The 24,256-nt window shown below is 72.6% G+C and carries 19 protein-coding genes and 1 tRNA gene; 2 read left to right on the forward strand and 18 right to left on the reverse strand.

Going from position 1 to position 24,256, the window contains the following annotated elements; translation table 11 throughout:
- Positions 1-489: 489 nt before the first annotated feature.
- Positions 490-2,175, forward strand: a complete 1,686-nt coding sequence (locus AB0N27_RS27915; RefSeq protein WP_364375985.1) for an MFS transporter — start codon at positions 490-492, stop codon at positions 2,173-2,175.
- Positions 2,176-2,426: 251 nt separating this feature from the next.
- Here AB0N27_RS27915 and AB0N27_RS27920 read toward each other — a convergent pair.
- The 9 genes from AB0N27_RS27920 to ald form a co-directional block, all read right to left on the reverse strand.
- Positions 2,427-2,500, reverse strand: a tRNA-Pro gene (locus AB0N27_RS27920).
- Positions 2,501-2,689: 189 nt separating this feature from the next.
- On the reverse strand, positions 2,690-4,096 hold the full coding sequence (der, locus tag AB0N27_RS27925; RefSeq protein ID WP_364375988.1) for a ribosome biogenesis GTPase Der: 1,407 nt from the start codon (positions 4,094-4,096) through the stop codon (positions 2,690-2,692).
- On the reverse strand, positions 4,093-4,773 hold the full coding sequence (cmk, locus tag AB0N27_RS27930) for a (d)CMP kinase (protein WP_364375991.1): 681 nt from the start codon (positions 4,771-4,773) through the stop codon (positions 4,093-4,095). The genes der and cmk overlap by 4 nt, the downstream gene beginning before the upstream one ends.
- Before the next feature lie 195 nt (positions 4,774-4,968).
- Positions 4,969-5,739: a pseudouridine synthase gene (locus AB0N27_RS27935; protein ID WP_364375994.1), complete on the reverse strand. Its 771-nt coding sequence runs from the start codon at positions 5,737-5,739 to the stop codon at positions 4,969-4,971.
- Positions 5,726-6,649, reverse strand: coding sequence for an SMC-Scp complex subunit ScpB (gene scpB / locus AB0N27_RS27940; RefSeq protein WP_364375998.1), 924 nt, complete (start codon positions 6,647-6,649; stop codon positions 5,726-5,728). Before scpB ends, AB0N27_RS27935 begins: the two co-directional genes overlap by 14 nt.
- A complete protein-coding gene (locus tag AB0N27_RS27945) occupies positions 6,642-7,598 on the reverse strand; it encodes a segregation/condensation protein A (RefSeq protein ID WP_364376075.1) in 957 nt (318 codons plus the stop codon). The genes scpB and AB0N27_RS27945 overlap by 8 nt, the downstream gene beginning before the upstream one ends.
- A gap of 56 nt (positions 7,599-7,654) precedes the next feature.
- Positions 7,655-8,578, reverse strand: coding sequence for a ParA family protein (locus AB0N27_RS27950; protein ID WP_088990243.1), 924 nt, complete (start codon positions 8,576-8,578; stop codon positions 7,655-7,657).
- Positions 8,579-8,762: 184 nt separating this feature from the next.
- Positions 8,763-9,746, reverse strand: a complete 984-nt coding sequence (locus tag AB0N27_RS27955) for a site-specific tyrosine recombinase XerD (protein ID WP_364376078.1) — start codon at positions 9,744-9,746, stop codon at positions 8,763-8,765.
- A 20-nt stretch (positions 9,747-9,766) separates the two neighbouring features.
- On the reverse strand, positions 9,767-10,882 hold the full coding sequence (ald, locus tag AB0N27_RS27960) for an alanine dehydrogenase (RefSeq protein ID WP_364376003.1): 1,116 nt from the start codon (positions 10,880-10,882) through the stop codon (positions 9,767-9,769).
- Between the two features lie 294 nt (positions 10,883-11,176).
- Between ald and AB0N27_RS27965 the strand changes: the two genes are divergently transcribed.
- Positions 11,177-11,434 carry a TM2 domain-containing protein gene (locus AB0N27_RS27965; protein ID WP_364376006.1) on the forward strand — a complete coding sequence of 86 codons (258 nt, stop codon included), beginning with the start codon at positions 11,177-11,179 and terminating at the stop codon, positions 11,432-11,434.
- 85 nt (positions 11,435-11,519) lie between these two features.
- Here AB0N27_RS27965 and AB0N27_RS27970 read toward each other — a convergent pair whose 3' ends face one another.
- The 9 genes from AB0N27_RS27970 to recN all read right to left on the reverse strand — a co-directional run bounded on the left by AB0N27_RS27970 (position 11,520) and on the right by recN (position 24,251).
- Complete coding sequence (locus AB0N27_RS27970) at positions 11,520-12,125, reverse strand: NUDIX hydrolase (protein WP_364376009.1); 606 nt, start codon at positions 12,123-12,125, stop codon at positions 11,520-11,522.
- Complete coding sequence (locus AB0N27_RS27975; protein WP_364376012.1) at positions 12,122-13,870, reverse strand: CTP synthase; 1,749 nt, start codon at positions 13,868-13,870, stop codon at positions 12,122-12,124. Before AB0N27_RS27975 ends, AB0N27_RS27970 begins: the two co-directional genes overlap by 4 nt.
- Positions 13,871-14,034: 164 nt before the next feature.
- On the reverse strand, positions 14,035-16,458 hold the full coding sequence (locus AB0N27_RS27980; RefSeq protein WP_364376015.1) for a hypothetical protein: 2,424 nt from the start codon (positions 16,456-16,458) through the stop codon (positions 14,035-14,037).
- The gene (locus AB0N27_RS27985; RefSeq protein WP_364376018.1) at positions 16,458-17,624 is read right to left on the reverse strand and encodes a glycosyltransferase family 4 protein; all 1,167 of its coding nucleotides are present in this window, start codon (positions 17,622-17,624) and stop codon (positions 16,458-16,460) included. The genes AB0N27_RS27980 and AB0N27_RS27985 overlap by 1 nt, the downstream gene beginning before the upstream one ends.
- Positions 17,621-19,315 (reverse strand): lipid II flippase MurJ, encoded by a 1,695-nt coding sequence (locus AB0N27_RS27990; RefSeq protein WP_364376021.1) that lies wholly within the window; start codon positions 19,313-19,315, stop codon positions 17,621-17,623. Before AB0N27_RS27990 ends, AB0N27_RS27985 begins: the two co-directional genes overlap by 4 nt.
- 1 nt (position 19,316) lies before the next feature.
- A complete protein-coding gene (locus AB0N27_RS27995; RefSeq protein WP_364376024.1) occupies positions 19,317-20,183 on the reverse strand; it encodes a hypothetical protein in 867 nt (288 codons plus the stop codon).
- Between the two features lie 43 nt (positions 20,184-20,226).
- Positions 20,227-21,168 carry a copper transporter gene (locus tag AB0N27_RS28000; protein WP_364376027.1) on the reverse strand — a complete coding sequence of 314 codons (942 nt, stop codon included), beginning with the start codon at positions 21,166-21,168 and terminating at the stop codon, positions 20,227-20,229.
- A 27-nt stretch (positions 21,169-21,195) separates the two neighbouring features.
- Entirely contained in the window at positions 21,196-22,374 is a 1,179-nt protein-coding gene (steA, locus tag AB0N27_RS28005; RefSeq protein ID WP_354828401.1) for a putative cytokinetic ring protein SteA, read from the reverse strand.
- Between the two features lie 119 nt (positions 22,375-22,493).
- A complete protein-coding gene (gene recN / locus AB0N27_RS28010; protein WP_364376031.1) occupies positions 22,494-24,251 on the reverse strand; it encodes a DNA repair protein RecN in 1,758 nt (585 codons plus the stop codon).
- Between the last annotated feature and the right edge of the window lie 5 nt (positions 24,252-24,256).

Here is a 24,256-nt window from a genome sequence, read left to right on the forward strand (position 1 = left end):
GCCCTGTCGCTCCTAGCTTGCTGATCTGTCGCATATCACCTGGCTGAGTTGCGTCGCACATCAGCTGTCGGACCACAATCGCACTGGCCGCTGAAGCTTGACCGACGGTCAAAGAGCGCCAAGCCAACACAGACTTGACTGATCTTGGTCCCCAAAACGGCGAAAGGACCAATCCAATTTCCGGATCAGCCCTCTGACCTGCGTCGGGACGGCCGGATTCGAACCGACGACCCCTTGACCCCCAGGACGCTTCGCCACACGTCCACGCACGTCACACACGCTATCCCCAAGATCAGGCCGCGCAGTCGAGGTCGTGCCGCGCACCATCGCGTAGGGCGTGTGGTCCCCACTTGGTCCCTGAGTCGCCGACAGCCCCGATGACCGCAGCACACGGTTTAGGAAGTGTGGACACCAGCGGAAGCTGCTCGGCGATGATCTGGCTTGGCCTGCGTCGCCATGCTGGCTCGCCCGTCCAGGAGCTGACCTCCGTTGACCCCCGGCGCCCCTCTCAACGGGCACGCAACGGGCAGGGCACGACTGAGGGATTATGAGACCAAGCTGGCTAAGGCCAGTCGGACCCTCACTTCGGAACAAAGCTGGCAATGCCCTGAGCAGAATCGCTCGCGCTTCCCTTGGTGGTACGGGCAGGCTGCCGGCATGGGAGCAGGTTTCAGCCGCGAGGTACGAGAACTGCTCCACGTTCATCGTTGTCCTGTTCCCGATGGAGGACTGATGCTGGCTCCGCTGCGGTATGGCGCGTTCCGATACCTGGCTGCTGGCCGGCTGGTCAACATGCTGGGCAACGGTGTCGCTCCCATCGCACTGGCCTTCGCCGTGCTCGATCTCACCGGCTCGGTGCGTGACCTGGGCCTAGTGGTCGGCGTGAGATCGCTGATGACAGTTTTGTTCGTGCTCTTCGGCGGGGTGATGGCCGACCGGATTCCGCGCCGGCTGGTGCTGGTCGGCTCCAATGTGCTGGGTGCACTGACCCAGGCTGCGGTGGCCACCCTGGTGCTCACCGGCACGGCGACGATCCCGCTGCTGCTGGCACTCGGTGCGGCCAACGGCATCGTGAGCGCCCTGTCCCAGCCAGCCTCAGCCGCCGCCACGCCGGGGACCGTGCCGTCGGAGCTGATCCAGCAGGCCAACGCGCTCATCCGACTCGGCGTCAACACGGGCATGATCGGCGGTGCCGCGCTCGGCGGCCTCCTAGTGGCCGCTGTCGGGCCCGGGTGGGGCCTCGCGGTCGACGCGCTCACCTTCGCCATCGCGGCTGTCGCGTTCACGGGAGTCCGGGTCACCGCCCCGACAGCGAAGAGCACCCGCACCAGCATCATCGCCGACCTCCGAGAGGGCTGGACCGAGTTCACCACGCGGACCTGGGTCTGGGTGGTGGTGCTCGGCTTCATGATCCTCAACGCGGCCCTAGCCGGCGGCGTGAACGTGCTCGGTCCGGCTGTCGCGGACGAAACGATCGGCCGTAGCGGTTGGGGCGTGGTGTTGGGGGCGGAGACAGCCGGAATGGTCGTCGGCGGGTTGATCGCCCTGCGAATCCGGGTGCGCCGGCTGCTGCTGCTCGGGGTCGTCTGCATGTTCGCCGAGTCGTTCCTGCTGTTGGGACTGGCCTTGGCGCCCACCGTCGTCGTGCTGGTGTCGGCCGGATTGGTGGTCGGGATCGCCGTCGAACAGCTCGCCGTCGCCTGGGACACGTCGATCGCGCAGCACATCCCGCCCGATCGACTTGCCCGCGTCTACTCCTACGACATGTTGGGATCCTGGGTCGCCATCCCACTCGGTCAGGTCGCGGTCGGACCAGTCGCAGCTGCGATCGGCACCCGCGACACACTGCTGATCCTCGCGACATTGGTGGTGCTCTCGGTCCTCGGCATGCTGACCAGCCGGGACGTCCGCCGGCTACAGGTGCTGGCTCCCGCCCGCGCTGCCAACGCAGCGCAGGAACCGTCGGCCGACGGTGGGCTGGATGACGGCCCTGCCGCCACCGCCGCCGAACCGGTCGCCCGCGCCGGACTTCCCTCCGACAACAGCCAAACAAGCTCCATGGCGACCGGATTTCGCCCGCCCACGTCCCGGTCTTCGGCCCGTAGATCGTCGCGGCCTGTGCAGAATGACTGCGCGGTAAGCGGAAGAGAGGATCACCCGCCGGCTGATCTCTGAGGAGGGCCGGGGTTCGGGGCGGAGCCCCGAGGTCTTCCAGGCCTGGCAATCTCGAAGCGTGGCCGGCCGGCGCGGCCCGCTTTGCGGGCCGCCTTGATCCAGAGAACAAGCGATTCGGCAGCCGTCCCGGCTGGACACTTCAGACCTGACCGTCGGTCAAGCAGCGCTAGGCACGCTTCAACGTGACTGATCTTGGTCCCCAGAACGGCGAAAGGGCCGACCCGATATCCGGATCAGCCCTCTGACCTGTGTCGGGACGGCCGGATTCGAACCGACGACCCCTTGACCCCCAGTCAAGTGCGCTACCAAGCTGCGCCACGTCCCGCCCTCGCAGGGTTTCCCCTGCGACAGCCGGTACAGCTTAGCGCAGCTGCTCTCCCCAGTCCGCACAGGCCCCAGCCGGGTCGTGTGCGGCGGGAACCACCGCACAACCCCTAGAGCGTCCTAGGAGGGTGGGTTAGAGAGAAGCCGGGTGGGCCGATCGCGGCCCACCCGGCTTATCCGGCGTGACAGGTCAGCCGTGCGCCTTGCCTCGGCCGCCGGGGCCGAGCTTCTTGCGCGGGCGGACGGAGATCTCGATGGGGCTGCCCTCGTACCCGAACTCCTCGCGGAGCTTGCGCTCGACGAAGCGCTGGTATCCGGCGTCGAGCGGGCCGGTGGTGAAGAGCACGAACCGCGGCGGCGCAACGCCCGCCTGGGTGGCGAACAGGATGCGCGGCGCGCGCCCACCGCGCACCGGGTGCGGGGTGGCCTGCACCAGGGCCGTCAGCCACTGGTTGAGCTGCGCGGTGGGCACCCGGGTTTCCCAGCTGGCCAGGGCCTTGTTGAGGGCCGGGGCCAGCTTGTCCACGGCGCGGCCGGTCATCGCGGACAGGTTCAGCCGGATCGCCCAGGGGATGCGGCGCAGCTCCCGGTCGATCTCCTTGTCGAGGTAGTAGCGGCGGTCCGCGTCGACCAGGTCCCACTTGTTGAACGCGATGACCAGCGCCCGGCCGGCCTCGGTCACCATCGTCAGGATCCGCTGGTCCTGCTCGCTGATCGGCTCGCTGGCGTCGAGCAGCACCACCGCCACCTCGGCTGCCTCGATGGCGCCGGCAGTGCGCAGGCTGGCGTAGTACTCGGTGCCGCTGGCCTTGCCGACCCGCTTGCGCAGACCTGCGGTGTCGACCAGTTGCCAGGTCTGACCGCCGATGTCGGCGAGGCTGTCGACCGGGTCCACAGTGGTGCCGGCTACCGAGTCGACGACCGCCCGCTCCTCGCCGGAGAACCGGTTGAGCAGGCTGGACTTGCCGACGTTGGGCCGGCCGACGAGCGCGACCCGGCGTGGCCCGCGCGGACGGTTCTCGACGATCGCCGGGGCCTCCGGCAGCGCCGCGAGGATGGCGTCCAACAGGTCGCCGGAGCCACGCCCGTGCAGGGCGGACACCGGGAACGGCTCGCCGAGGCCGAGCGACCACAGCGACGTGGCCTCCATTTCGATGGAGGTGTTGTCGGCCTTGTTCGCCACCAGGATCACCGGCTTGGCGCTGCGCCGCAGCATCTTCACCGCGGCCTCGTCCACGTCGGTGGAGCCGACCATGGCGTCGACCACGAAGAGCACCACGTCGGCGGTGAGCACCGCCGTCTCGGCCTGCGCCGCGATGGCCGCCGCGCGGTCCTTCGCGTCCGGCTCCCAGCCGCCGGTGTCCACCACAGTGAACGACCTGCCGTTCCACTGCGCGTCGTACGGGACCCGGTCCCGGGTCACCCCGGGTACGTCCTCGACGACCGCCTGCCGGCGGCCGATGATCCGGTTGACCAGAGTGGACTTACCCACGTTGGGGCGGCCGACCACGGCCACCACCGGCTGCGGGCCGGTCGGCTCCTCGACGGCGACGTCGGGCTCCCGCAACTCGACCCACCCGCCACCATCGCTACTCATGCCACACCCCGCTCGGCGAGCAGGTCACGCAGTCGCGCGACGACCTCGTCGATGCCCAGCTCGGTGGTGTCCAGCACGACGGCGTCCGGCGCCTGGGCGAGCGGGTTCACCTTGCGGGTCGAGTCGAGCCGGTCCCGGCGGGCCAGGTCGGCGGCCGTGGCCGCCACGTCGGCGGCGTCCTCGGCACTGCGCCGGGCCGCGCGGGCCGCCTCGGAGGCGGTCAGGAAGACCTTCAGGTCGGCGTCCGGCGCCACGACCGAGCCGATGTCCCGGCCCTCGACCACCATCCGACCAGCGTCGGCGATCATTTCGCGTTGGCGGGCGACCAGCAGCTCCCGGACCGCCGGCACGGCGGCGACGGCGGAGACCGCCCCGGTCACCTCCGGGCCCCTGATATCGGCGTCCACGCCCACCCCGTCGATGGTCACGGCGTACCCCTGCGGGTGAGTGCCGATGCGCAGGTTGACCTCGCCGGCGACCTTCGCCACCGACGCGGCGTCGGCGAGATCCACGCCGGAGCGCAGCACGGCCCACGTGATCGCCCGGTACATCGCCCCGGTGTCCAGGTAGCGCGCACCGATGCTCACGGCGAGCCGCCGCGACACGGTGGACTTACCCGAACCGGACGGCCCGTCCACAGCGACCACACATCGCCCGGCCCGTACGTTTTCCTCCACCGTGTCCTCCTCAGCCCGTACCTCACGGATCGCCCGGTGATCTGGCGCCGCAAGCGGTTGTCAATCGTCATCAATCATGCCCGGGTGCGCTAACGAACCCGCGCGCGACGCCGCCGGAGGCGACCCACGCCACCCGGGCGGCCGCGTTCCGGCCATCGGTGGAGCCTACCGGCTGCCGTACCCCGAACTCCGGGGTCAGTCACCCACCGCGTTGAACAGGGCGGCGACCTCCGCGTTGGTCAAGCGTCGGATCCGCCCCGTGCGCAGGTCACCGAGCCGGATGGGACCGATCGAGGTACGCACCAGCCGGGTGACCGGGTGACCGACCTCCTCCATCAACCGCCGGACGATGTGCTTGCGCCCCTCGTGCAGGCTCAGCTCCACCTGGGCGCTTTTACCCAGGGTGTCCACCACCCTGAACGAGTCGACAGTGACCGGCCCGTCCTCCAGCTCGACACCGGCCAGCAGCCGCTTGCTCAGGTTGCGCGGGATCGGCCCGACCACCTCGGCCAGGTAGGTCTTCAACACCTGGTACGAGGGGTGCATGAGCTTGTGCGCGAGAGTGCCGTCGTTGGTGAGCAGCAGCAGGCCCTCGCTGTCCGCGTCGAGCCGCCCGACGTGGTAGACCCGCTGCTCCAGCCGGGCACCGATGAAGTCGGACAGCTCGTTGCGTCCCTTGTCGTCCGCCATGGTGGTGACCACCCCGCGCGGCTTGTTCATCGCCACGTAGACCAGGCGGACGTCGACCTGGAGGCGCTCGCCGTCCACGTGGATCACCGCGGTGGCCGGGTCGACCTTGTCGCCGAGCTTGGCGACCCGCCCGTCCACCGTGACCCGGCGCCGGAAGATCAGGTCCTCGCAGGCACGCCGGGAACCCACGCCGGCGGCGGCGAGCACCTTCTGAAGGCGCTCGGCACCCTCGTAGACGGGGGCGTCGGGTTTCGGGGAACGGTTATCGGGTCGCATCGGCAAGCTCTTCTACGTCGTCGGGCAGGAAAGGGGCAAGCGGTGGCAGTTCGTCGACGGTGTTCAGCCCGAGCTTCTCCAGGAACAGCGTGGTCGTCCGGTAGAGGAACGCCCCGCTGTCCGTTTCGGTGCCGCACTCCTCGACCAGGCCGCGGGTCACCAGCGTACGGATGACTCCGTCGCAGTTGACACCACGGATGGCTGAGATGCGCGACCGCGTCACGGGCTGCTTGTACGCGACGACGGCGAGGGTTTCCAACGCCGCCTGGGTCAGCCGGACGGACTGCCCGTCCAACACGAACCGCTCGACGTACGTAGCGTATTCCGGCCGGGTGTACAGCCGCCAACCGCCGGCCGCCCGGCGCAGTTCGAACCCGTGCCCGGCGGCCGTGTAGCCGGCGGCGATCTCGTCGAGCACCGGCCCGATCCGCTCGGCCGGCTGCTCCAGCACCTGGGCCAGGACCAGTTCGCTGACCGGCTCGTCGACGACAAGCAGGATCGCCTCCAGCGCCCCGCGCAGCTCGGCGTCGGACAGCTCCGGCGCGGGCTCCGGCGCGGCCGTCACCCGCCGCCGCCCCCCAACCGCCCGGGGTACGCCCGCACGCCCCGCCTCCCCCGCCTCGCCGGTCGCGTCTGCCCCTCGGGTCTCCCCCGCGGTCGTGGAAGGTTCCGGCCCCCGCGGGGGCGGTTCGCTTCCAGGATCCTCAGGGGTCAGCGGCGGGACGGTGGGGACCATGGGCCCGGCCTGGTCGCTGTCGCGTTCGTCGGCGGCCTCTCCGTCGGCCGAGGCGACGTCGGCTGCCTCGGACGGGGCGGGAGTGGTGGGGTCGGGCTGGCGGGGGCGTTCCCACGGGGGGACCCAGGCGGCAGCCTGGTCGGCAAGCGAGTCCCGGCGTTCCTCGTCACTCATCCCGCTCATCCTCCGTCGTTCCCGTCCCGGCCGGCCCCCCGGCCACGCCCGCCGACTCCGACCCGGCCGACTCCGACGTCGTCGACTCCGGTTGTGGCGCTCCGCCGGGCTCCGGGTCGGCAGGGGTGCCGGCGTACTCGTCGACGTGCAGCTCGGTGTCACCCTCGGCCGGGCCGGTCCAGCGCACTGTCAACTCCTCCAGGGCCTGCTCCTGCACGAAGGCCACCAGACCCTCCCGGTACAGCTCCAGCAGCGCGAGGAACCGGGCCACCACCTCCAGGGTGGCCTCGCAGTCGGCGCAGAGCAGCGAGAAGGTGGCCGTGCCGGCGCGGCGCAGGCGGTTGGCGAGGATCGCCGCGTGCTCCCGGACACTGACCCGGACCATGTGCACGTGGGCGATGGAGACCTCCGGCACCGGCTTCGGGGTCATCGCCTTCACGGCCAGCTTCAACAGCCGCTGCGGACCGATGCCGAGCACCAGGTCGGGCAGGGCTTCGGCGTACCGGGGTTCCAGGCTGACCGCCCGTGGATAGCGGCGACCGCCGACCGCCTCCAGCTCGGCGATGTGCGCCGCCGCCTCCTTGTACGCCTTGTACTGCAACAGGCGGGCGAAGAGCAGGTCCCGTGCCTCCAGCAGGGCGAGGTCCTCCTCGTCCTCCACGTCGGCGGCGGGCAGCAGCCGGGCGGCCTTCAGGTCGAGCAGGGTCGCGGCGATCAGCAGGAACTCGCTGGCCTCGTCGAGGTCCCAGTCGTCGCCCATGGCCCGGATGTACGCGATGAACTCGTCGGTGACCGTGTGCAGGGCCACCTCGGTCACGTCGAGCTTGTGCTTGCCGATCAGCTGCAGCAGCAGGTCGAACGGGCCGGTGAAGTTGGCCAGCCGCACCGTGAACCCGGCGGGCGACACACCGTCGACCACGGCCGGAGCAGCGGTCTCGGGCGGGTCCAGGGGTGGCGCGGTCACCGCACGACCGTAGTGCACGCGACGGACACCGGGCGTTCCGGCTACCGCTCCGACTGGGCGGCGATCACCTCGCGGGCCAGCTGACGGTAGTTGCGTGCCCCGGAGGACGCCGGGTCCATCGTCGTGATGGGGGCGCCGGCCACGGTGGACTCGGGGAACTTCACCGTCTTGGTGATGACCGTCTGGTAGACCTTGTCGCCGAACGCCTCCACCACCCGCTGCAACACCTGGCGGCAGTGGGTGGTGCGGCTGTCGTACATGGTGGCGAGGATGCCTTCGAGTTCCAGGTCGAAGTTGAGCCGCTCACGCACCTTGTCGATGGTGTCCAGTAGAAGCGCCACACCACGCAGGCTGAAGAACTCGCACTCGAGCGGGATGAGCACGCCGTGCGCGACGGTCAGCGCGTTGATCGCCAGCAGACCGAGGGACGGCTGGCAGTCGATCAGGATGTAGTCGTACTCCTTGCGGACCGAGCGCAGGACCCGGGCCAGGGCCATCTCGCGGGCGACCTCGTTGACGAGCTGGATCTCGGCGGCGGAGAGGTCGATGTTGGCAGGCAGCAGGTGCAGGCCCGCCACGTCGGTCTTGATGAGGACGTCCTCGGCGGTCACGTCGTCCTGCATGAGCAGGTTGTAGACGGACAGGTCGAGGTTGTGCGGGTTGACCCCCAGGCCCACCGACAGCGCGCCCTGCGGGTCGAAGTCGACGAGCAGCACCTTGCGGCCGTACTCGGCCAGGGCGGCACCCAGGTTGATGGTGGTGGTGGTCTTGCCGACGCCACCCTTCTGGTTGGCCATCGCGATGATGCGCGCCGGGCCGTGCCGATCGGTGGGCATGGGCTCGGGGATGGGCTTGCGCATCGTGTAGGCAGCCGGATCCGCCGGACCGAGGTCCGCACCGAGCGTGGCCTGCTGCTCGCGGAGCTCCGACGTCCAGGTCTCGGCACGGTCACCGTTGCCAGCCATGTGCTCGTTGCCCCCTCCCGACGACCCCACCCGGCGTCGGAGCCGTCCGACGTCCTTCGCGGCGCCGCTGCGCACCCCGGTCGTGTCGCCCCAGGAGGTCCGCGCCGATGCCGACTGTACGCCACCGACCAGCAGGGGGTTCGGCACCGGCCCGGCGTGTCGGGACCGACCGCGACCGGTGGCCTCAGCCCCGGGCGCGCGGGTGGGCCGTGGCGTACACCTCGCGCAGCCGTTCGACGGTGACGAGCGTGTAGACCTGGGTGGTGGTGACCGAGGCGTGGCCGAGCAGTTCCTGGACCACCCGTACGTCGGCGCCGCCGTCGAGCAGGTGGGTGGCGTACGAGTGGCGCAGGGTGTGCGGGGACACCGCGGCGGGTCCGTCGACCGGCAGTCCGGCGTGGGCGGCGGCCCGGCGCAGGATCATCCAGGCGCCCTGGCGCGACAGCGCGCCGCCCCGGGCGTTGAGGAACACCGCGGGGGTGCCCCGGCCCGCCGCGGCCAGCCCGGGGCGGGCCCGCACCAGGTAGGCGCGCACCGCCTCGACGGCGTACCCGCCGATCGGCACCAGCCGCACCCGGCCGCCCTTGCCGCGCAGCAGCGCGGTGCCCTCGTCGACGTCCAGGTCGTCGACAGCGGCGCCCACCGCCTCGGAGATGCGCGCGCCGGTGCCGTACAGGAACTCCAGCAGCGCCCTGTCGCGCAGCGCGAGCGGCGCGTCGTCGCCTGTCGCGGTGACCGCGCCGGCGGCCTCCAGCAGCCGGACCACGTCGTCGACCGGCAGGGCGCGGGGCAGCCGACGCGGTGGTGTGGGTGGGCGCACGTCGCGGCTCGGGTCGACGCCGGTCAGGCCCTCGCGGAGCGCGAAGCGGTGCAGGCCGCGTACCGCGCTGGCGGCGCGGGCGGCGGAGGAGACCGCCAGCGGCGGGTGCTCGTCGTCGCCGGCGCGCAGCCGGGCCAGGTGCGATTCGACGACGCCGGCGCCGACCGACGCGAGGTCGGCGACGCCGGCGTCGGCGAGGGTCGCGAGGTAGCGGTCCAGGTCCCGGCGGTACGACGCCAAGGTGTTCGCGGACAGGCCGCGTTCGACGGTGAGGTGGTCGAGGTACGCGCGCACGGCGCGACGCAGCGCCGGCGCGGACCGCTCGTCCGCGCCGGCGCTGGCCGTGATGCCGGTCAGCCCGCCACCGCTCAGTTCAGCGCGTCGGCCAGCGGGAGCACGTCCATGCCGTGCGCCTCGGCGACCGGGCCGTAGGTGACCCGACCGGCGTGGGTGTTCAGGCCCAGAGCGAGGGCCGGGTCGCTGCGCAGCGCCTCGCGCCAGCCCTGGTTGGCCAGCTCCAGGGCGTACGGCAGGGTGACGTTCGTCAGCGCGTACGTGCTGGTGTTGGGCACCGCGCCCGGCATGTTCGCGACGCAGTAGAAGATCGACTCGTGCACCTTGTAGACCGGGTCGGCGTGCGTGGTGGGACGCGAGTCCTCGAAGCAGCCGCCCTGGTCGATAGCGATGTCGACGAGCACGCTGCCCGGCTTCATCCGGGAGACCAGCTCGTTGGAGATCAGCGTCGGGGCCTTCGCGCCGGGCACCAGCACCGCGCCGATGACCAGGTCGGCGTCGAGCACCGCCCGCTCGACCTCGTACGCGTTCGACGCGACGGTCTGCAGGTGGCCCCGGTAGATGGCGTCGGCCGACCGCAGCCGGGCGACGTTCTTGTCCAGCAGCAGCACCTCGGACTGCAGACCGAGCGCGATGGCTGCGGCGTTCATGCCGGAGACGCCGGCGCCGATGACGACGGTCTTGGCCGCGTACACGCCGGAGACGCCACCGGGCAGCACACCGCGCCCACCGCCGGTCCGCATCATGTAGAAGGCGCCCACCTGCGGGGCGAGCCGGCCGGCGACCTCGGACATCGGGGCGAGCAGCGGCAGCGAACGGTCGGGCAGCTCGACGGTCTCGTACGCGATGCCGGTGACCTTGCGGTCGATGAGCGCGTCGGTGCACTCCTTCGAGGCGGCCAGGTGCAGGTAGGTGAAGAGCACCTGCCCCTCGCGCATGCGGTGGTACTCCTCGGCGATCGGCTCCTTGACCTTGAGCACCAGCTCGGCGGTCTCCCACACCTCGTCGGCGGTGGCGAGGATCTTCGCGCCGGCGGCGGCGAACTCCTCGTCGGTGATGCTGGAGCCGACCCCGGCGCCGGACTCGACGAAGACCTGGTGGCCGCTGCGGGTGAACTCGTTGACACCCGCTGGCGTGATCGCCACGCGGTACTCGTGGTTCTTGACCTCGCGTGGGATTCCGACCTTCACGATGCAGACACCTCTCTTCGGGGCTGCTCTCCCCCGACTGCTCGGTGCCGCGATGGCCCCATTGCCACCACGGTCCACCGGTCCCGCCGGCGGCAGTCTAGGCGCGTCCGACGCCGCCGCGGGCCAGCACAGTGGCATCTGGTGGCCGGGTGTCCTGACGATGTGTCAGGGCAGCCGGCGCGGTACGGCGGTGGAGCGTCGCCTCAGCCGTCAGGACAATCTTCGGCCATTATCGTCCCATCTGCCGGGTGGCGGTGCGGACAGCAGGCGAGTGGATCACTAATGTGACCGCCCATGACCACTCCTCCTTACCAGCCCGGGTACGCCCCGGGTTACTCCGACAAGAGCAAGGTCGTCGCGGGCATCCTCGGCATCCTGCTCGGCACCTTCGGGGCCGGTCGGTTCTACACCGGACACACCAAGATCGCCGTTCTTCAGCTCGTCGTGAGCCTGGTGACCTGCGGCGTCGGCGGTTTCTGGGGCCTCATCGACGGCATCCTGATCCTGGTCAACGGCGGCACCGACGCGCAGGGCCGTCCGCTGCGCGACTGAGCGGCCGGATCGACGCGCGAAGGGGCCCCGCGGCTGACCGCGGGGCCCCTTCGCGTACCCCCGCCGGCTGGACCGGCGGCGGCGCTCAGCGCGGCAGCGGCGCGTCCGCCCGGCGCAGCGTCGTAAAGCCGGTGTCCCGGGCGCGGGCCGCGGCCAGCAGCCCGGCCACCGCTGACGCGTTGGTGACCTCGCCGGCCAGGACCATGGCGACCGCCTCGTCCAGGTCGATCCGCACGACCTGGAGGTCGGCCTCCTCGTCGTGGCGCTCGTGCCGCTCGTCCAGGGGCACGTCGGCGAGGTCCCGGGCCAGGAACACCCGGACGACCTCGTCGGTGAAACCGGGCGAGCTGTGCAGGTCGACAAGCACGTCGACCCGCCCGGCGGTCAGGTCCGCCTCCTCGGCCAGCTCCCGCAGCGCCGCGACCGGCAGTTCCTCGCCGGAGACGTCCATCAGCCCGGCCGGCAGCTCCCACAGGTGCCGCCCCACCGGATGCCGGTACTGCCGGATCAGCACCACCTGGCCGGCGTCGTCGAGCGCCACCACGGCCACCGCCCCGACGTGCCGGACGAGGTCACGCACGCCGGTTCCGCCGCCCGGCATGGTCACCTCCTCGGTGACCACGTCGAAGATCCGCCCCCGGTACCGCTCCTCGCGGGAACGGACCTCGTAGCGGTGCTCGAGGTTGCTCACGAGGCGGACGCGGCAGTCGACGCGGCGCCGTTGCGGGAGGCCTTGCGCGCCGTCGGGGCCTCGGCCGCGTCCAGGTCGACAGGGAGCTGGTCGGCCTGCGAGTACGCCACGGCGGCCTTCACGAACGAGGCGAACAGCGGGTGCGGGCGCGTCGGGCGGCTCTTGAGCTCCGGGTGCGCCTGCGTGGCCACGAAGAACGGGTGCAGGCTCCGGTCCAACTCGATGAACTCGACGAGCCGGCCGTCCGGCGACGTGCCGGAGATGCGCAGACCCGCCTTGGTCAGCGCGTCCCGGTAGGCGTTGTTCACCTCGTACCGGTGCCGGTGCCGCTCGCTGATCTCGGTGCTGCCGTACGCCTCGGCGACGATCGAACCCTCGGTCAACGTCGCCGGGTACGCCCCGAGCCGCATCGTGCCGCCCAGGTCACCCCTGCCGGCGACGATGTCCTCCTGGTCGGCCATCGTGGCGATGACCGGGTGGGCGGCCTGCTCGTCGAACTCGAGGGAGTTCGCGCCGTCCAGGTCGGCCAGGTGCCGGGCCACGTCGATGGTCATGCACTGCAGGCCGAGGCAGAGGCCGAGCAGCGGGATGCCGTTCTCGCGGGCGTACCGGGCGGTGCCGATCTTGCCCTCGATGCCGCGTACGCCGAAGCCGCCGGGGATCAGGATGCCGTCCACGCCGGCCAGGGCCGCCGCCGCGCCGGCCGGGGTGACGCACTCGTCGCTGGGCACCCACTTGAGCTGCACCCGCGCACGGTGACCGAAGCCCGCCGCGCGGATGGCCTCGCTCACCGACAGGTACGCGTCAGGCAGGTCGACGTACTTGCCGACCACCGCCACGGTGACCGTGTGCCGGGGCCGGTGCACCCGCTCCAGCAGGTCGTCCCAGCTCGTCCAGTCCACGTCCCGGAAGGAGAGCCCGAGCCGGCGCACCACGTACGCGTCCAGACCCTCGCGGTGCAGGACCTTCGGGATGTCGTAGATGCTCGGCGCGTCCGGAGCCGCGACGACCGCCTCGGCATCGACGTCGCAGTAGAGCGACAGCTTCTCCTTGAGCTTCACCGGGATCTCCCGGTCGCAGCGCAGCACGATGGCGTCCGGCTGGATACCGATGTTGCGCAGCTGCGCCACGGAGTGCTGCGTCGGCTTGGTCTTCAGCTCACCCGACGGCGCCAGGTACGGCACCAGCGACACGTGCAGGTAGAAGCAGTTGTCGCGGCCCAGGTCGTGCCGGACCTGGCGGATCGCCTCCAGGAACGGCAACGACTCGATGTCGCCCACCGTCCCGCCGACCTCCGTGATCACCACGTCGGGCTGCTGGCCGTCGTCGTCCGGGTCGGCCATCGACAGGATCCGCGACTTGATCTCGTTGGTGATGTGCGGGATGACCTGGACGGTGTCGCCCAGGTACTCGCCGCGCCGCTCCTTGGCGATCACGTCGGAGTAGATCTGGCCGGTGGTGACGTTCGCCTTGCCGGACAACGCCCGGTCCAGGAAGCGCTCGTAGTGCCCGACGTCGAGGTCGGTCTCGGCGCCGTCCTCGGTGACGAAGACCTCGCCGTGCTGGAACGGGTTCATCGTCCCCGGGTCGACGTTCAGGTAGGGGTCGAGCTTCTGCATCACCACGCGCAGCCCGCGCGCGGTCAGCAGGTTGCCGAGGCTGGAGGCGGTGAGGCCCTTACCCAGCGAGGAGGCGACGCCCCCGGTGACGAAAATGTGCCTGGTCGTCCGTGCTGATGGGGCCAAGGCCTGCTCCCGTGTCGTCTGTCGCGGTCATGCAGACCGCCGTGCTTGATCAGCTCACTGATCACGCGATCCACGGGATTCGACGGTAACACCTCCCGGGCCGGTACCCGCAGGCCGCACCCCGGCTGCGACACCACAGGGGTCACCGCGAGGACAGCCGACGCTCAGGGAGCGGCAACCTCGGTCGATGATCGGGTGACCTGCCGGGGCGGCAGCACGGCGGCGGTCGGCTCCGGCCCGTCCTCGACGTCCGGGGACCGTTCGGCCGGCGGCGACACCTGGGGTCGGGGCGGGCTCGCGGGAGGGCCGCTGATCGGCCGGGGATGCACCGCGCCCAGCGGACCACCACCGCCGGTCGGGCCGCCACCGGCCGGACCGACACCGCCGGAGCCCGCGTCGCCGCCGGGACCCGCGTCGCCGCCCGGGTCAGCATCGTCGGCGGCGCCCGGCCCGTCGCCGGAGGCCGCGTCGTCACGCAGGCGGCCCACGCCCGGGCGGGTCCGGTCCGCGGCGTGCCCGAGCACCCGCAGCGACGCCAGCGCGGCCATCGGCACCACAAGCGCGGCGGCGGCGCCGGCGACGTCGAGCGCCGCCCCGTCGAGCACCCCACCGAGCACCGCGGCGACCGCCGTGCCGGCCAGCGCGGCCCGGACCGCCGGATAGATGCCGAACAGCCGCATCAGGCCGCCCCACGGCTGGAGCAACGCGAACCACACCAGCAGCCCGCCGGCCAACGCCAGCACGGTCAGCGGACTGTTGACGAGCGTCTCGAAGTTCTCCGTACTCGACCTGTGCACGGTGAACCCGCCGGTGCCGTCGCCGACTGCCGACAGGAACCGGCCCAGGCTGCCCCGCTCCGCCGGCGGGCGGCGCAGATCCACCACGGCGAAGCCGACGGCCACCGCCAGCGCGGCCATCGACGCCCACGCCAACCGGCTGATGGTCAGCCAGCCGCCACCGCTGATCACCGCTGCCACGCTCAGACCGGCGGTGAGCGCGATCGCCCCCACCGGATCGGCGCCCAGGTACGGGCTGCCGACGACCACCACTGCGACGCCACCCACGGCCACCACCACCGCGGGCCGCCAGCCCCGGGGCACCCGCTGGGCGAGCCAGCCGCCGCTGAGCAGCGCCCCGGCGAGCAGCACGCCCAGCCCGACGGTGCTCAGACCCGAGTACCTGCCACCCTGCAACGCCGAATAGCCCACCACACCGTTGAGCTGCAGCCGCGCCCCGGTGAGCACGTCCAGCCCCACGACGAGCGTGGTGAGGCCGGCCACCGCGCCGAGCGGACCGAGGGTGCCCGCCCAGCCGGGCGCGAACCGGACCGCCGCCGTACCGGCCGCCACCAGCAGCGCGGTCACCCCCGCGAAGATCCAGCCGGGATGCTCGCCCCGCCACCAGGGCACCGCGTCGGCGAGCAGCGCCGCCGGCACCGTCAACGCCGCCGCCACCAGCAGCACCTCGACCACCGCCACGAGCCGCGCCGGCGCCGGCGTCGGACCGGTCGGCCCGGCGTGCGGCCGCGCCCGGCGCAGCAGCGGCAGCACCGCCAGGGCCAGCAGCACCTGCACCACGGCCAGCACCGTGAAGAACCCGCCGGAGACGGTCCGTTGGGCTGCCGCCTCCCGGTCGGCGTCCGCCGGGGCGTTGACGGCGTCCGCCAGGTCGTCCGGGCGGTCACCCGTGCTGATCGCCGGCCGGCCGAGGAAGAGCCGCTCCGGCATCGGCCGGCCCAGCGCGGCAAGCGCGGTCGGCGCGAGGTCGACAAGTTGCAGGTACCCGTCCCGGCCGGTGCTGGCCGACGTGAGCCACCCCCGCTCCCAGCCCGGCCCGTCGGCGACCACCACGTGCAGCCGGGACGGCCCGGCGGTGTCGGAGATCCCGGCGACAAGCACCAGCGACCGTGGCGGGCGGGCCGCCATCACCCGGGCGAGCTGGGCGTCCGCCTCGCGGGCCTCCTGGGCGCGCGTCGCCGGGTCGGCCCCGGTGACCGTGCCGAGGTCGACGATGCTCAGCACACACGAGCCGAGCAGCAGGCGGGGGTCGTCGGGCAGCGCCGAGGCGTACCTGTCGACCCGGCCGAACGGTCGCGCGGCCGCCACGGCCGCGCCCGGCCCCACGGCGACCGAGCAGCGCACCGACTCCGACAGCGAGCCGGGCATGGTGTTCCACGGCAGCCGCTGCTGGTTGTACTGGACGACGCTCTCCTGGTCGGGCAGGTTGGCGCCGATGCCGTCCGGCTGCTCCACGGCCACCCCTGCCGCCGGGCAGCCACCGTCGGGCCGGCTGCCGTTCCACCCGGCGAAGCTGCCCGCGCCGAGGGTGAGCCACCCGTCCACCGGGCAGGTGGGCCGGTGCGCGGACCGCACCGACAGCGAACCGATCGCACCCTGCTGGGCCATCCGCCACAGCGTCGGGGTGCGCTGCGGATCCACGTCCTCCCAGCGCAGACCCGCGACACCCGCGAGGACCACGAAGTCGGCGGTGCGCTGCGGGGTGCCCTGCGGCGGCCGCACGGCCAGCCCGGCGACACCCAGCGCCACCACGAGCACCGTCAACACGGCGGGCGCGAGTCGACGCAGCATCAGCGCTGCCCCGTTCCGGGCGCCCGGGTTGCCGTCGGACCGGTGGGGGCGGTCAGCTCGGCGTAGAGCGCGGTCAGCGCGGCCACCGTGTCCGCCTCGGTGGGCCAGGTCAGCGCCCGCTCGGCGCCGCGGCGGCCCAGTTCGGCCCGGGCCGCCGGGTCGTCCAGCAGGGCGCGCACCGCCGCGTCGAGGGCGTCCACGTCACCGGGCGGAACCAGCGCCGCGGCGTCCCCGACCAGCTCCGGCAGCCCACCGACAGCGGTGGCCACCAGGGGTACGCCCGCGCGCAGCGCCTCCTGCGCGAACAGCTGCCGGGCCTCCCAGTCGCTGCTCACGACCGCCAGGTCGGCGCCGGCGAGCAGGTCCGCCACGTCGGCACGGTGCCCCAGCAGGGTCACCGGCGCGCGGGCCGCGGACGTCCGGGCAGCCAACGGCAGGTACGCCGGTCCGCTGCCGGCGATCACCACGACCGGCGGCGGTGTCCGGGTACGCCAGCGGGCCGCCGCGTCGATCAGCACGTCGTAGCGCTTCTGCGGGTGCAACCGGCCCACCGACACGATGAGCGGCTGGTCCGGCCGTACGCCGAACTCGGCCCGCACCGCCGCCGGACGTCGGCGCGGCTCGGGCAGGGTCGGCGCGGCGACCGGGGCGAGCCGGGCGTCGGCGGCGCCCAGCGCGGCGGCCCGGTCCACCAGGTCCGCGGACGCGCCGAGGGCCACCCGGGCGCCCCGGGCCACCACCCGCTCGACGAGACGGGACACGCCGCCGCGCAACCCACCGGCGAGGACAGCGTTGTGCCAGGTCACCACCAGCGGGGCGGTCGGACGGGCCAGTACGGCCACCAGCCCGGCGCGCAGGCCGTGGGCGTGCACCACGTCGACCCGGGCCTCGGCGAGCACCCGGCGCACGGCGAGCACCGCGCGCGCGTCGGCGGGGGTCGGGCTGGCCGGGATCTCCACCGGCTCGAACCGGGCACCGACGCTCACGAAGTCGAACTGCTCCTGCGTCGCCGCCGGCCCGCACACCAGCACCCGCGCACCTGCCGCGACGAGCCCGCGTGCCACCGACCGGACGTGCTGGCCGACACCACCGGTGCTGGAGGCGAGCACCAACGCGACACTGCCCGACCAGCCGGCCTGCTGAGCTGGCTCACGTCCCCCGCTCACTGGCCCACCGTCTCCTTCCCGTCGCCCCGCTCCGGCGCGGTCGGCGTCGACCCCCCGCCGGGCTGTCGCGGCCCCCGCCGGTTCAGGCGGCGCAGCGCCCCGGCGAGCAGCGGCCGTACGTCCCGCCGGTCGACGAACCAGACCACGGCGAGGAACACCACCCCGACCAGAACCCCGGACAGCATGCCCTGACCGAGTGCCGCCGCCATCGTCGGGGTGCCGCCGTCCGGCGTGTCGAGCAGCCGGGTGACGCCCAGCCCGACGAGAGCGGCAAGCGACCCGGCGAGGGCACCTGCCGTCCCGGCCCGCGCCGCGCCGCCCAGTGCCGCGCGGCCAGCGCTGCGCCGCACCGCCGTGAGCAGGAGCGCCCCGAGCACCAGCATCCCCACCGAGTTGGCGGAGGTGACCGCGAGGACCCGGTCCCGTACCGGCAGCAGCGCGCCGAACAGCAGGACGACTGCCGGCACCACCAGGAAGCCGACGGCTGTGGCGCCGGTGGCCGCCCGGGTCTCGCCCCGCGCGTACAGCGCCCGGGTGAGCACCGCGAAGAGGCCGTAGCCGAGCAGACCCGGCGCGTACCCGATGATCGCGGCGGCGGCGGTCGAGGCGGCCGTCGCGGATCCGGGGAAGAAGAAGTGCCCCACCGGGCCGGCGGTGCCGATCAGCGCGGCGGCGCCGAGGCAGCTGAACAGGAGCACCCCGCGTACGGCGGGGGCGAGGGTCGAACGGTAGGTGGCCTCGTCACCTGCCGTGTGCGCCGCGGCCAGGGTCGGGTAGGCGGCGATGGCCAGCGGCACCGCCAGCACCGCCCACGGCAGCAGGTAGACGGTCTGCGCCAGGTTGTAGACGCCCGGGTTGCTGACCGCGCCCACTGTCACCTGGTTCAGGCTGACGATCAGCGCGATCTGCTGCGTGGTGACGGTGACGGCGCCGGCGACCGCCAGGGCGCCGACCCGGGCCCGCGCGTCGGCGGGGAACCCGAAACCGGCCCGCAGCCCCAGCCGCAGCCGCCGGACCGGAATGAGCAGCGACAACGACAGCACCACCACGCCGAGCGTGGTGCCGGCCGACAGCAGCAGCTCGCCGTCGCGGCTCACCTCGCCCACTGTGGCGTACCGGCCCTGGGTCGCGGTGAACCCCAGGTACACGACGATGACGGTGAGACTGGACAGCAGCGGGGCGAGCACCGGCCAGGCGAAGCGGCGGTGCGCCTGGAGCACCCCGGCGAGCACGATGCCGACGCCGTACAGCGGCAACTGCGGCGCGAAGACCCGCAGCATCCGTACGCCGCTCTGCTGCTGGGCGGCGCTCAACCCGTCGCCGAGCAGCCCGATCACCGGCCCGGCGGCGACCACCACGAGCAGCGCGAGCGGCACCAGCAGAGCCAGCGTCCAGGTCAGCAGCGCCCCGGTGGTCCGGGCCACCGCCGTGCGGTCCCCGGCCGCGACCGCGCCGGCCAGCAGCGGTACGACGAGACTGGCCAGCGCTCCCCCGGCGACGATCTCGAAGATGAAGTTGGGTACCGCGTTGGCCACCACGTAGGCGCCGCCGAGGTCGGTGGGCGCGAGGCTCCAGGTGAACACGGCGGTACGGCCGAAGCCGGCGAGTCGGCTGGCCACGGTGAGGACGGCGATGAGCGCGGCTGCCCCGGCCAGCCGGCCGGCGCCGGCGAGGGGTGCCGGTCTGGTCACGTCAGTCGGCGCGCCGGCCCAGTGCGTCAAGCTCCCGCAGCCCCGGGGTCTGCTGGATCACCGACGTGAAGCTGACCTTCTCGCTGGCCGCGGTGAGCCCGGCCAGCACGGCCAGCAGACCGGCCCGGCCGAGCGGGCCGGTACGGGCGGCGAGCGCGACACCGAGCAGCGCGCCGAGGGCGTTCGCGCCGCTGTCGCCGAGCATGACGTCCTCGGCCAGGTCGTCGCGCAGCAGGCCCGCTGCGGCACCGGCGGCGCCGGCGGCGATCCCGCCGTGCGGGCCACCGGTCAGCGGCGCGGCGAGCACCAGCCCGGACTTGATGGCCCGGCCGGGTCGCAGGTCGAGCAGGTTGAGCAGGTTGGCGGTGCCGGCGATCACGCCGGCGCCGAGCAGCACGTCGACGCCCCTGCCGAACGTGCCGTGCCGCTGCCGGCGCGGATGCGCCGCGACCCGGGCGTCGGCGGCGAGCAGCGCGGCGGCGCCCAGCCCGGCGGCGCCCACCCCGACGACCTTGACCAGACCCGCGGTGACCCGCCCCTCGCGCAGGGCGGCGAGGTGACCGGCGAAGCCCTTCGCCGCCTTCTGTTCCGGGCGGGCGCCCACCACGTCGTCGTACAGCCCGACACCACCCGCGCCGAGGCCGGCGACAAGGGCCGCCGCACCGGAGGCGCCGCTGGTCGCGCCGAACGCGCCGACGGTGGCCGCTCCGGCGGCGAGCGCCGGACCGGCGGCCAGGGTCACCGTCCGCCCGCGGAAGTTGGTGCGCTCCAGCGTGGGGCCGACCGGGGCGCTGCGCACCTCGCGCAGCGCGTACCGGGCCGCCGCGGCGCCGGCGCCGGCGATCAGCAGCCGGCCCAGCGCCCTCACGCCGCCACCTTCTCGATTACGGACACGCGGGTACGTCGTTCGCTCACTGGGGCAGTCTAGGCAGCAGGGAGGCGGCGTTGTCGCCGACGCCGTACTGACCCGCCTTCTTTTCGGTGAGCTGCTGCACCAGGGCGAGGCTGGTGACCAGTTGACCCTGCACGGTGTTGGCGTTGTCGACCGTGGAGATCGTCTGCGCGAGCACCGGGTCACCGCGGACCACGGAGACCAGGTTGCCGCCGACCGACCCGTTGCCGCCCACCACGATCGACCCGGTCCGGTCGAACTGCTCGGCGATCTTGACGACCGACTCGTCCCGCTTGTCGGAGTCCTTGTCCACGTACGGCTGGCCGCTGACCACGACGACCGCCTCGGCCGAGCCGGTGACCTTGTTGTTGTCGGTGGTCAGGTAGCCGGCGTTGTTGTACGCGGCGAGCACCGCCCGCCGGTCGGCGTCGCTGACCGGCGCGACGCCCTGCGCCCGGTCCAGCAGGACGCTGGCCAGCAGCGCGCTGGAGGTCTCCACGCCGTGCCCGTTGCCCGGCAGACCGGTGGTCTGCGCGGTCGGCCGGGCCGCGGTGACGGCGAGTTCCAGCAGGTTGGAGTTGTTGTCCGGGTTGATGAACTTGTCCTGGAGGTCGACCCGGCCGGTGATGGTGGCGCCGGCGAGCTGGAGCTTCTTGAGCACACCCTCGGTGTGGTCGCGCCCGTTCGGCAGGCTCAGCACCACGACCCGGCGGCCGGTGAGGGTGCCCGGCAGGACGACCTGGGACATCTCCTCGGCGAACTCCTCCTCCAGCCCGAGCTGCTTCTCCATGTTGCTGACCTGCTGACGCCACTGCTGGTTGTCCTTGCGCAGCCCGGTGACCTGCTCCTTGAGCGAGTCGGCGACCGGGCCGTTGAGGGCGGCCGTGCCGACCACCAGGCCGATCGCCAGAGCCAGGAAGACCGCGGTGAGGGACACCACGTGGTAGCGGAAATTGATCACGCTTGCAGCCTCTTGATCGGTCGGGAACTAGAACAGCCGGTACAGCTGGAACACGAAATTGTCCCACCACTCGGCGACGACGCCCAGGTACGCCTTCCCGACTGTCGACACGGCCACCGCGGACGCCATCGCGGCGATCGCCGACAGCACGAGCAGCAGCAGTGACGAGCCGGAGATGCTCTGCCGGTAGAGCCGGCTCACGCCCTTGGCGTCGACAAGCTTGCCGCCGACCTTCAGCCGGGTCAGGAACGTCGAGGCCATCCCGCCGCGACCCTTGTCCAGGAATTCGACGAGGGTGGCGTGCGTGCCGACGGCGACCAGCAGCGAGGCACCCTTCTCGTCGGCGAGCAGCATGGCCAGGTCCTCGCTCGTCGCCGCGGCCGGGAAGGTGATCGCCGGCACGCCGAGACCGTTGACCCGGGGCAGCCCCGGCGCCCGCCCGTCCGGGTAGGCGTGCACGATCACCTCGGCGCCGCAGCGCAGCACGTCGTCGGTGACCGAATCCATGTCCCCGATGATCATGTCGGGGGTGTAGCCGGCCTCGACAAGCGCGTCCGCGCCGCCGTCGACGCCGATCAGCACCGGCTTGAACTCCCGGATGTACGGGCGCAGCACGTCCAGGTCGGCCTTGTAGTCGTAGCCGCGCACCACGATCAGGCAGTGCCGACCCTGGATCTGCGTCTCGATGTCCGGTACGCCCACGCCGTCGAGCAGCAGGTCCCGTTCCTGGCGCAGGTAGTCCATCGTGTTGGCGGCGAACGCCTCCAACTGCACCGACAGACCCTCCCGCGCGTCGGCCATCGCCTTGGCGACCGACTCGGCGTCCTGCAGGGTGCCGTGCGCCACCGGTTCGTCGCCGGCGAACACCGTGTTGCCCTCGATGCGCACCTGGTCGCCCTCGCGGATCCGCTCGAACACGCCCTCCCCGAGGTCGTCGAGCAGCGGAATGCCGGCGGCGACCAGCACCTCCGGGCCGAGGTTCGGATAGCGGCCGGACACCGACGGCTTGGCGTTGAGCACCGCCGCGACACCGACCGCGACCAACGAGTCGGCCGCCACCCGGTCCAGGTCGACGTGGTCGATGACCGCGATGTCACCCGGGCGCAGCCGGCCGACCAGGCGCTTCGTCCGGCGATCGAGGCGCGCGGTGCCGAGGACTCTGCCCGGCTCCGCGTTTCGGTTCCGGCGCAACGTGGGTAGACGCATCGTGACCATCCTGGCATGTGAGGCAGGCTTTTCTGTCGCGACATGCCTGAGCAGGGCCGCCTACCCAGGGAAGCACACACCGGCACAAGCCGGTGTGCTTGCGCTCACAATACGCGGTGTCACGGCCGCCTTTCCTTCGCGGCTACCGCCAGAAGCTCCTCGGCGTGAGCGATACCCAGATCCGAGTCGGGCAAACCAGCGAGCATCCGGGCCAGCTCCCGGGCCCGCTCGGTGTCCTCCACCACCCGTACGCCACTTGTCGTCACGGCACCTCCGGTGTCCTTCGCCACCACCAGATGCCGATCGGCGAACGCGGCCACCTGCGGCAGGTGGGTGACCACCAACACCTGGTGACTGCGGGCCAACCGGGCCAGGCGCCGACCGATCTCCACCGCCGCCTGACCGCCGACGCCCGCGTCGACCTCGTCGAAGACCAACGTGGGTGGGCCTCCCGAGCCGGCGAAGACCACCTCGATGGCGAGCATCACACGGGACAGCTCGCCGCCGGACGCGCCGCGCTGCAACGGCAACGACGGGGCGCCCGGATGCGCCAGCAACCGCAGCTCCACCTCGTCACCGCCGTCCGGGCCGACACCCACCTCCACCCCGTTGACCGGCAACGTCGGCTCGGCGCGACCGGCCGGGCGGGGCAGCACCGCCACCTCGATCCGGGCGTGCGGCATGGCCAGACCGGCAAGCTCGACAGTGACCTGGCCGGCGAAACGCACCGCCGCCTCCTGCCGCGACGCCGACACCCGACCGGCCAGGTCGGCCACCTCACCGGCCAGCCGCTGACCCTCGCGCTCCAGCTCGTCGAGCAGATCGTCGGACGTGTCCAGATCGGACAGACGGGTGCGGGCCCGATCGGCCCAGGCGATCACCCCGTCGACGTCGTCGGCGTACTTGCGGGTCAACGCGCGCAGCGCGGCCCGCCGCTCGTAGACGTGCTGCAACCGGGCCGGATCCGCGTCGAGCGTCGCCAGGTACGCCGACAGCTCCGCGGACACGTCGGTGACCAGGGTCGCGGCCTCCTCCAGCCGGGCCGCCAACTCACCGAGCGCCGGATCGGTGCCGGCCTGCGCCTCCAGGGTGCGCCGGGCCGTGCCGAGCAGCGCCGTCGCGTCCGGTGTCTCGTCGGCCGCCTCCGCGCCGCCGGCCACGCACAGCTGCGCCAGCTGCGCCGCCGTCCGCAGCCCCTCGGCGTGCTCCAGCCGCTGCGCCTCGGTCTTCAGCTCGTCGTCCTCACCCGGCTGCGGATCGACCCGGGTGATCTCGTCGAGGCCGAGCCGCAGCAGGTCGGCCTCCTGGTTGCGCTCGCGGGCGTTGCGCCGCCTGTCGGCCAGGTCGTCGACGATCCGCCGCCACCCCGTGTACGCCTCGCGCAACGCGTCGAGCAGCTTCTCGTGCGCCGGGCCGGCGAACCGGTCCAGGGCGGCACGCTGCTCGGTCGGGCGTAGCAGCCGCAGCTGGTCGGACTGGCCGTGTACGGCCACCGCCTGCTCGCCGACCTCGCCGAGCATCGACACCGGCATGCTCCGGCCACCGACGTGCGCGCGGGAGCGGCCCTCGACCGTCACCGTGCGGCTCAGCAGCAGCGAGCCGTCCTCGTCGGGCTCGCCGCCGGCGTCGGAGATGCGTGCGTACACCACGTCGGCGACCCGGCCGTCCAGCCGCAGCCGACCCTCCACCACGGCCCGGCCCGGTTGGGCACGGACCCGCCCGGCGTCGGCCCGGCCACCGAAGAGCAGGCCGAGACCGGTGACCACCATCGTCTTGCCCGCACCGGTCTCGCCGGTGATGACGTTCATGCCGCCGGTCAGCGGCAGCGTCGTGTCGTCGATGACGCCCAGCCCGGTGATGCGCAGCTCTTCCAGCACAGCAA

Source organism: Micromonospora sp. NPDC093244 (genome assembly GCF_040683695.1).
Taxonomy (GTDB): Bacteria; Actinomycetota; Actinomycetes; order Mycobacteriales; family Micromonosporaceae; genus Micromonospora.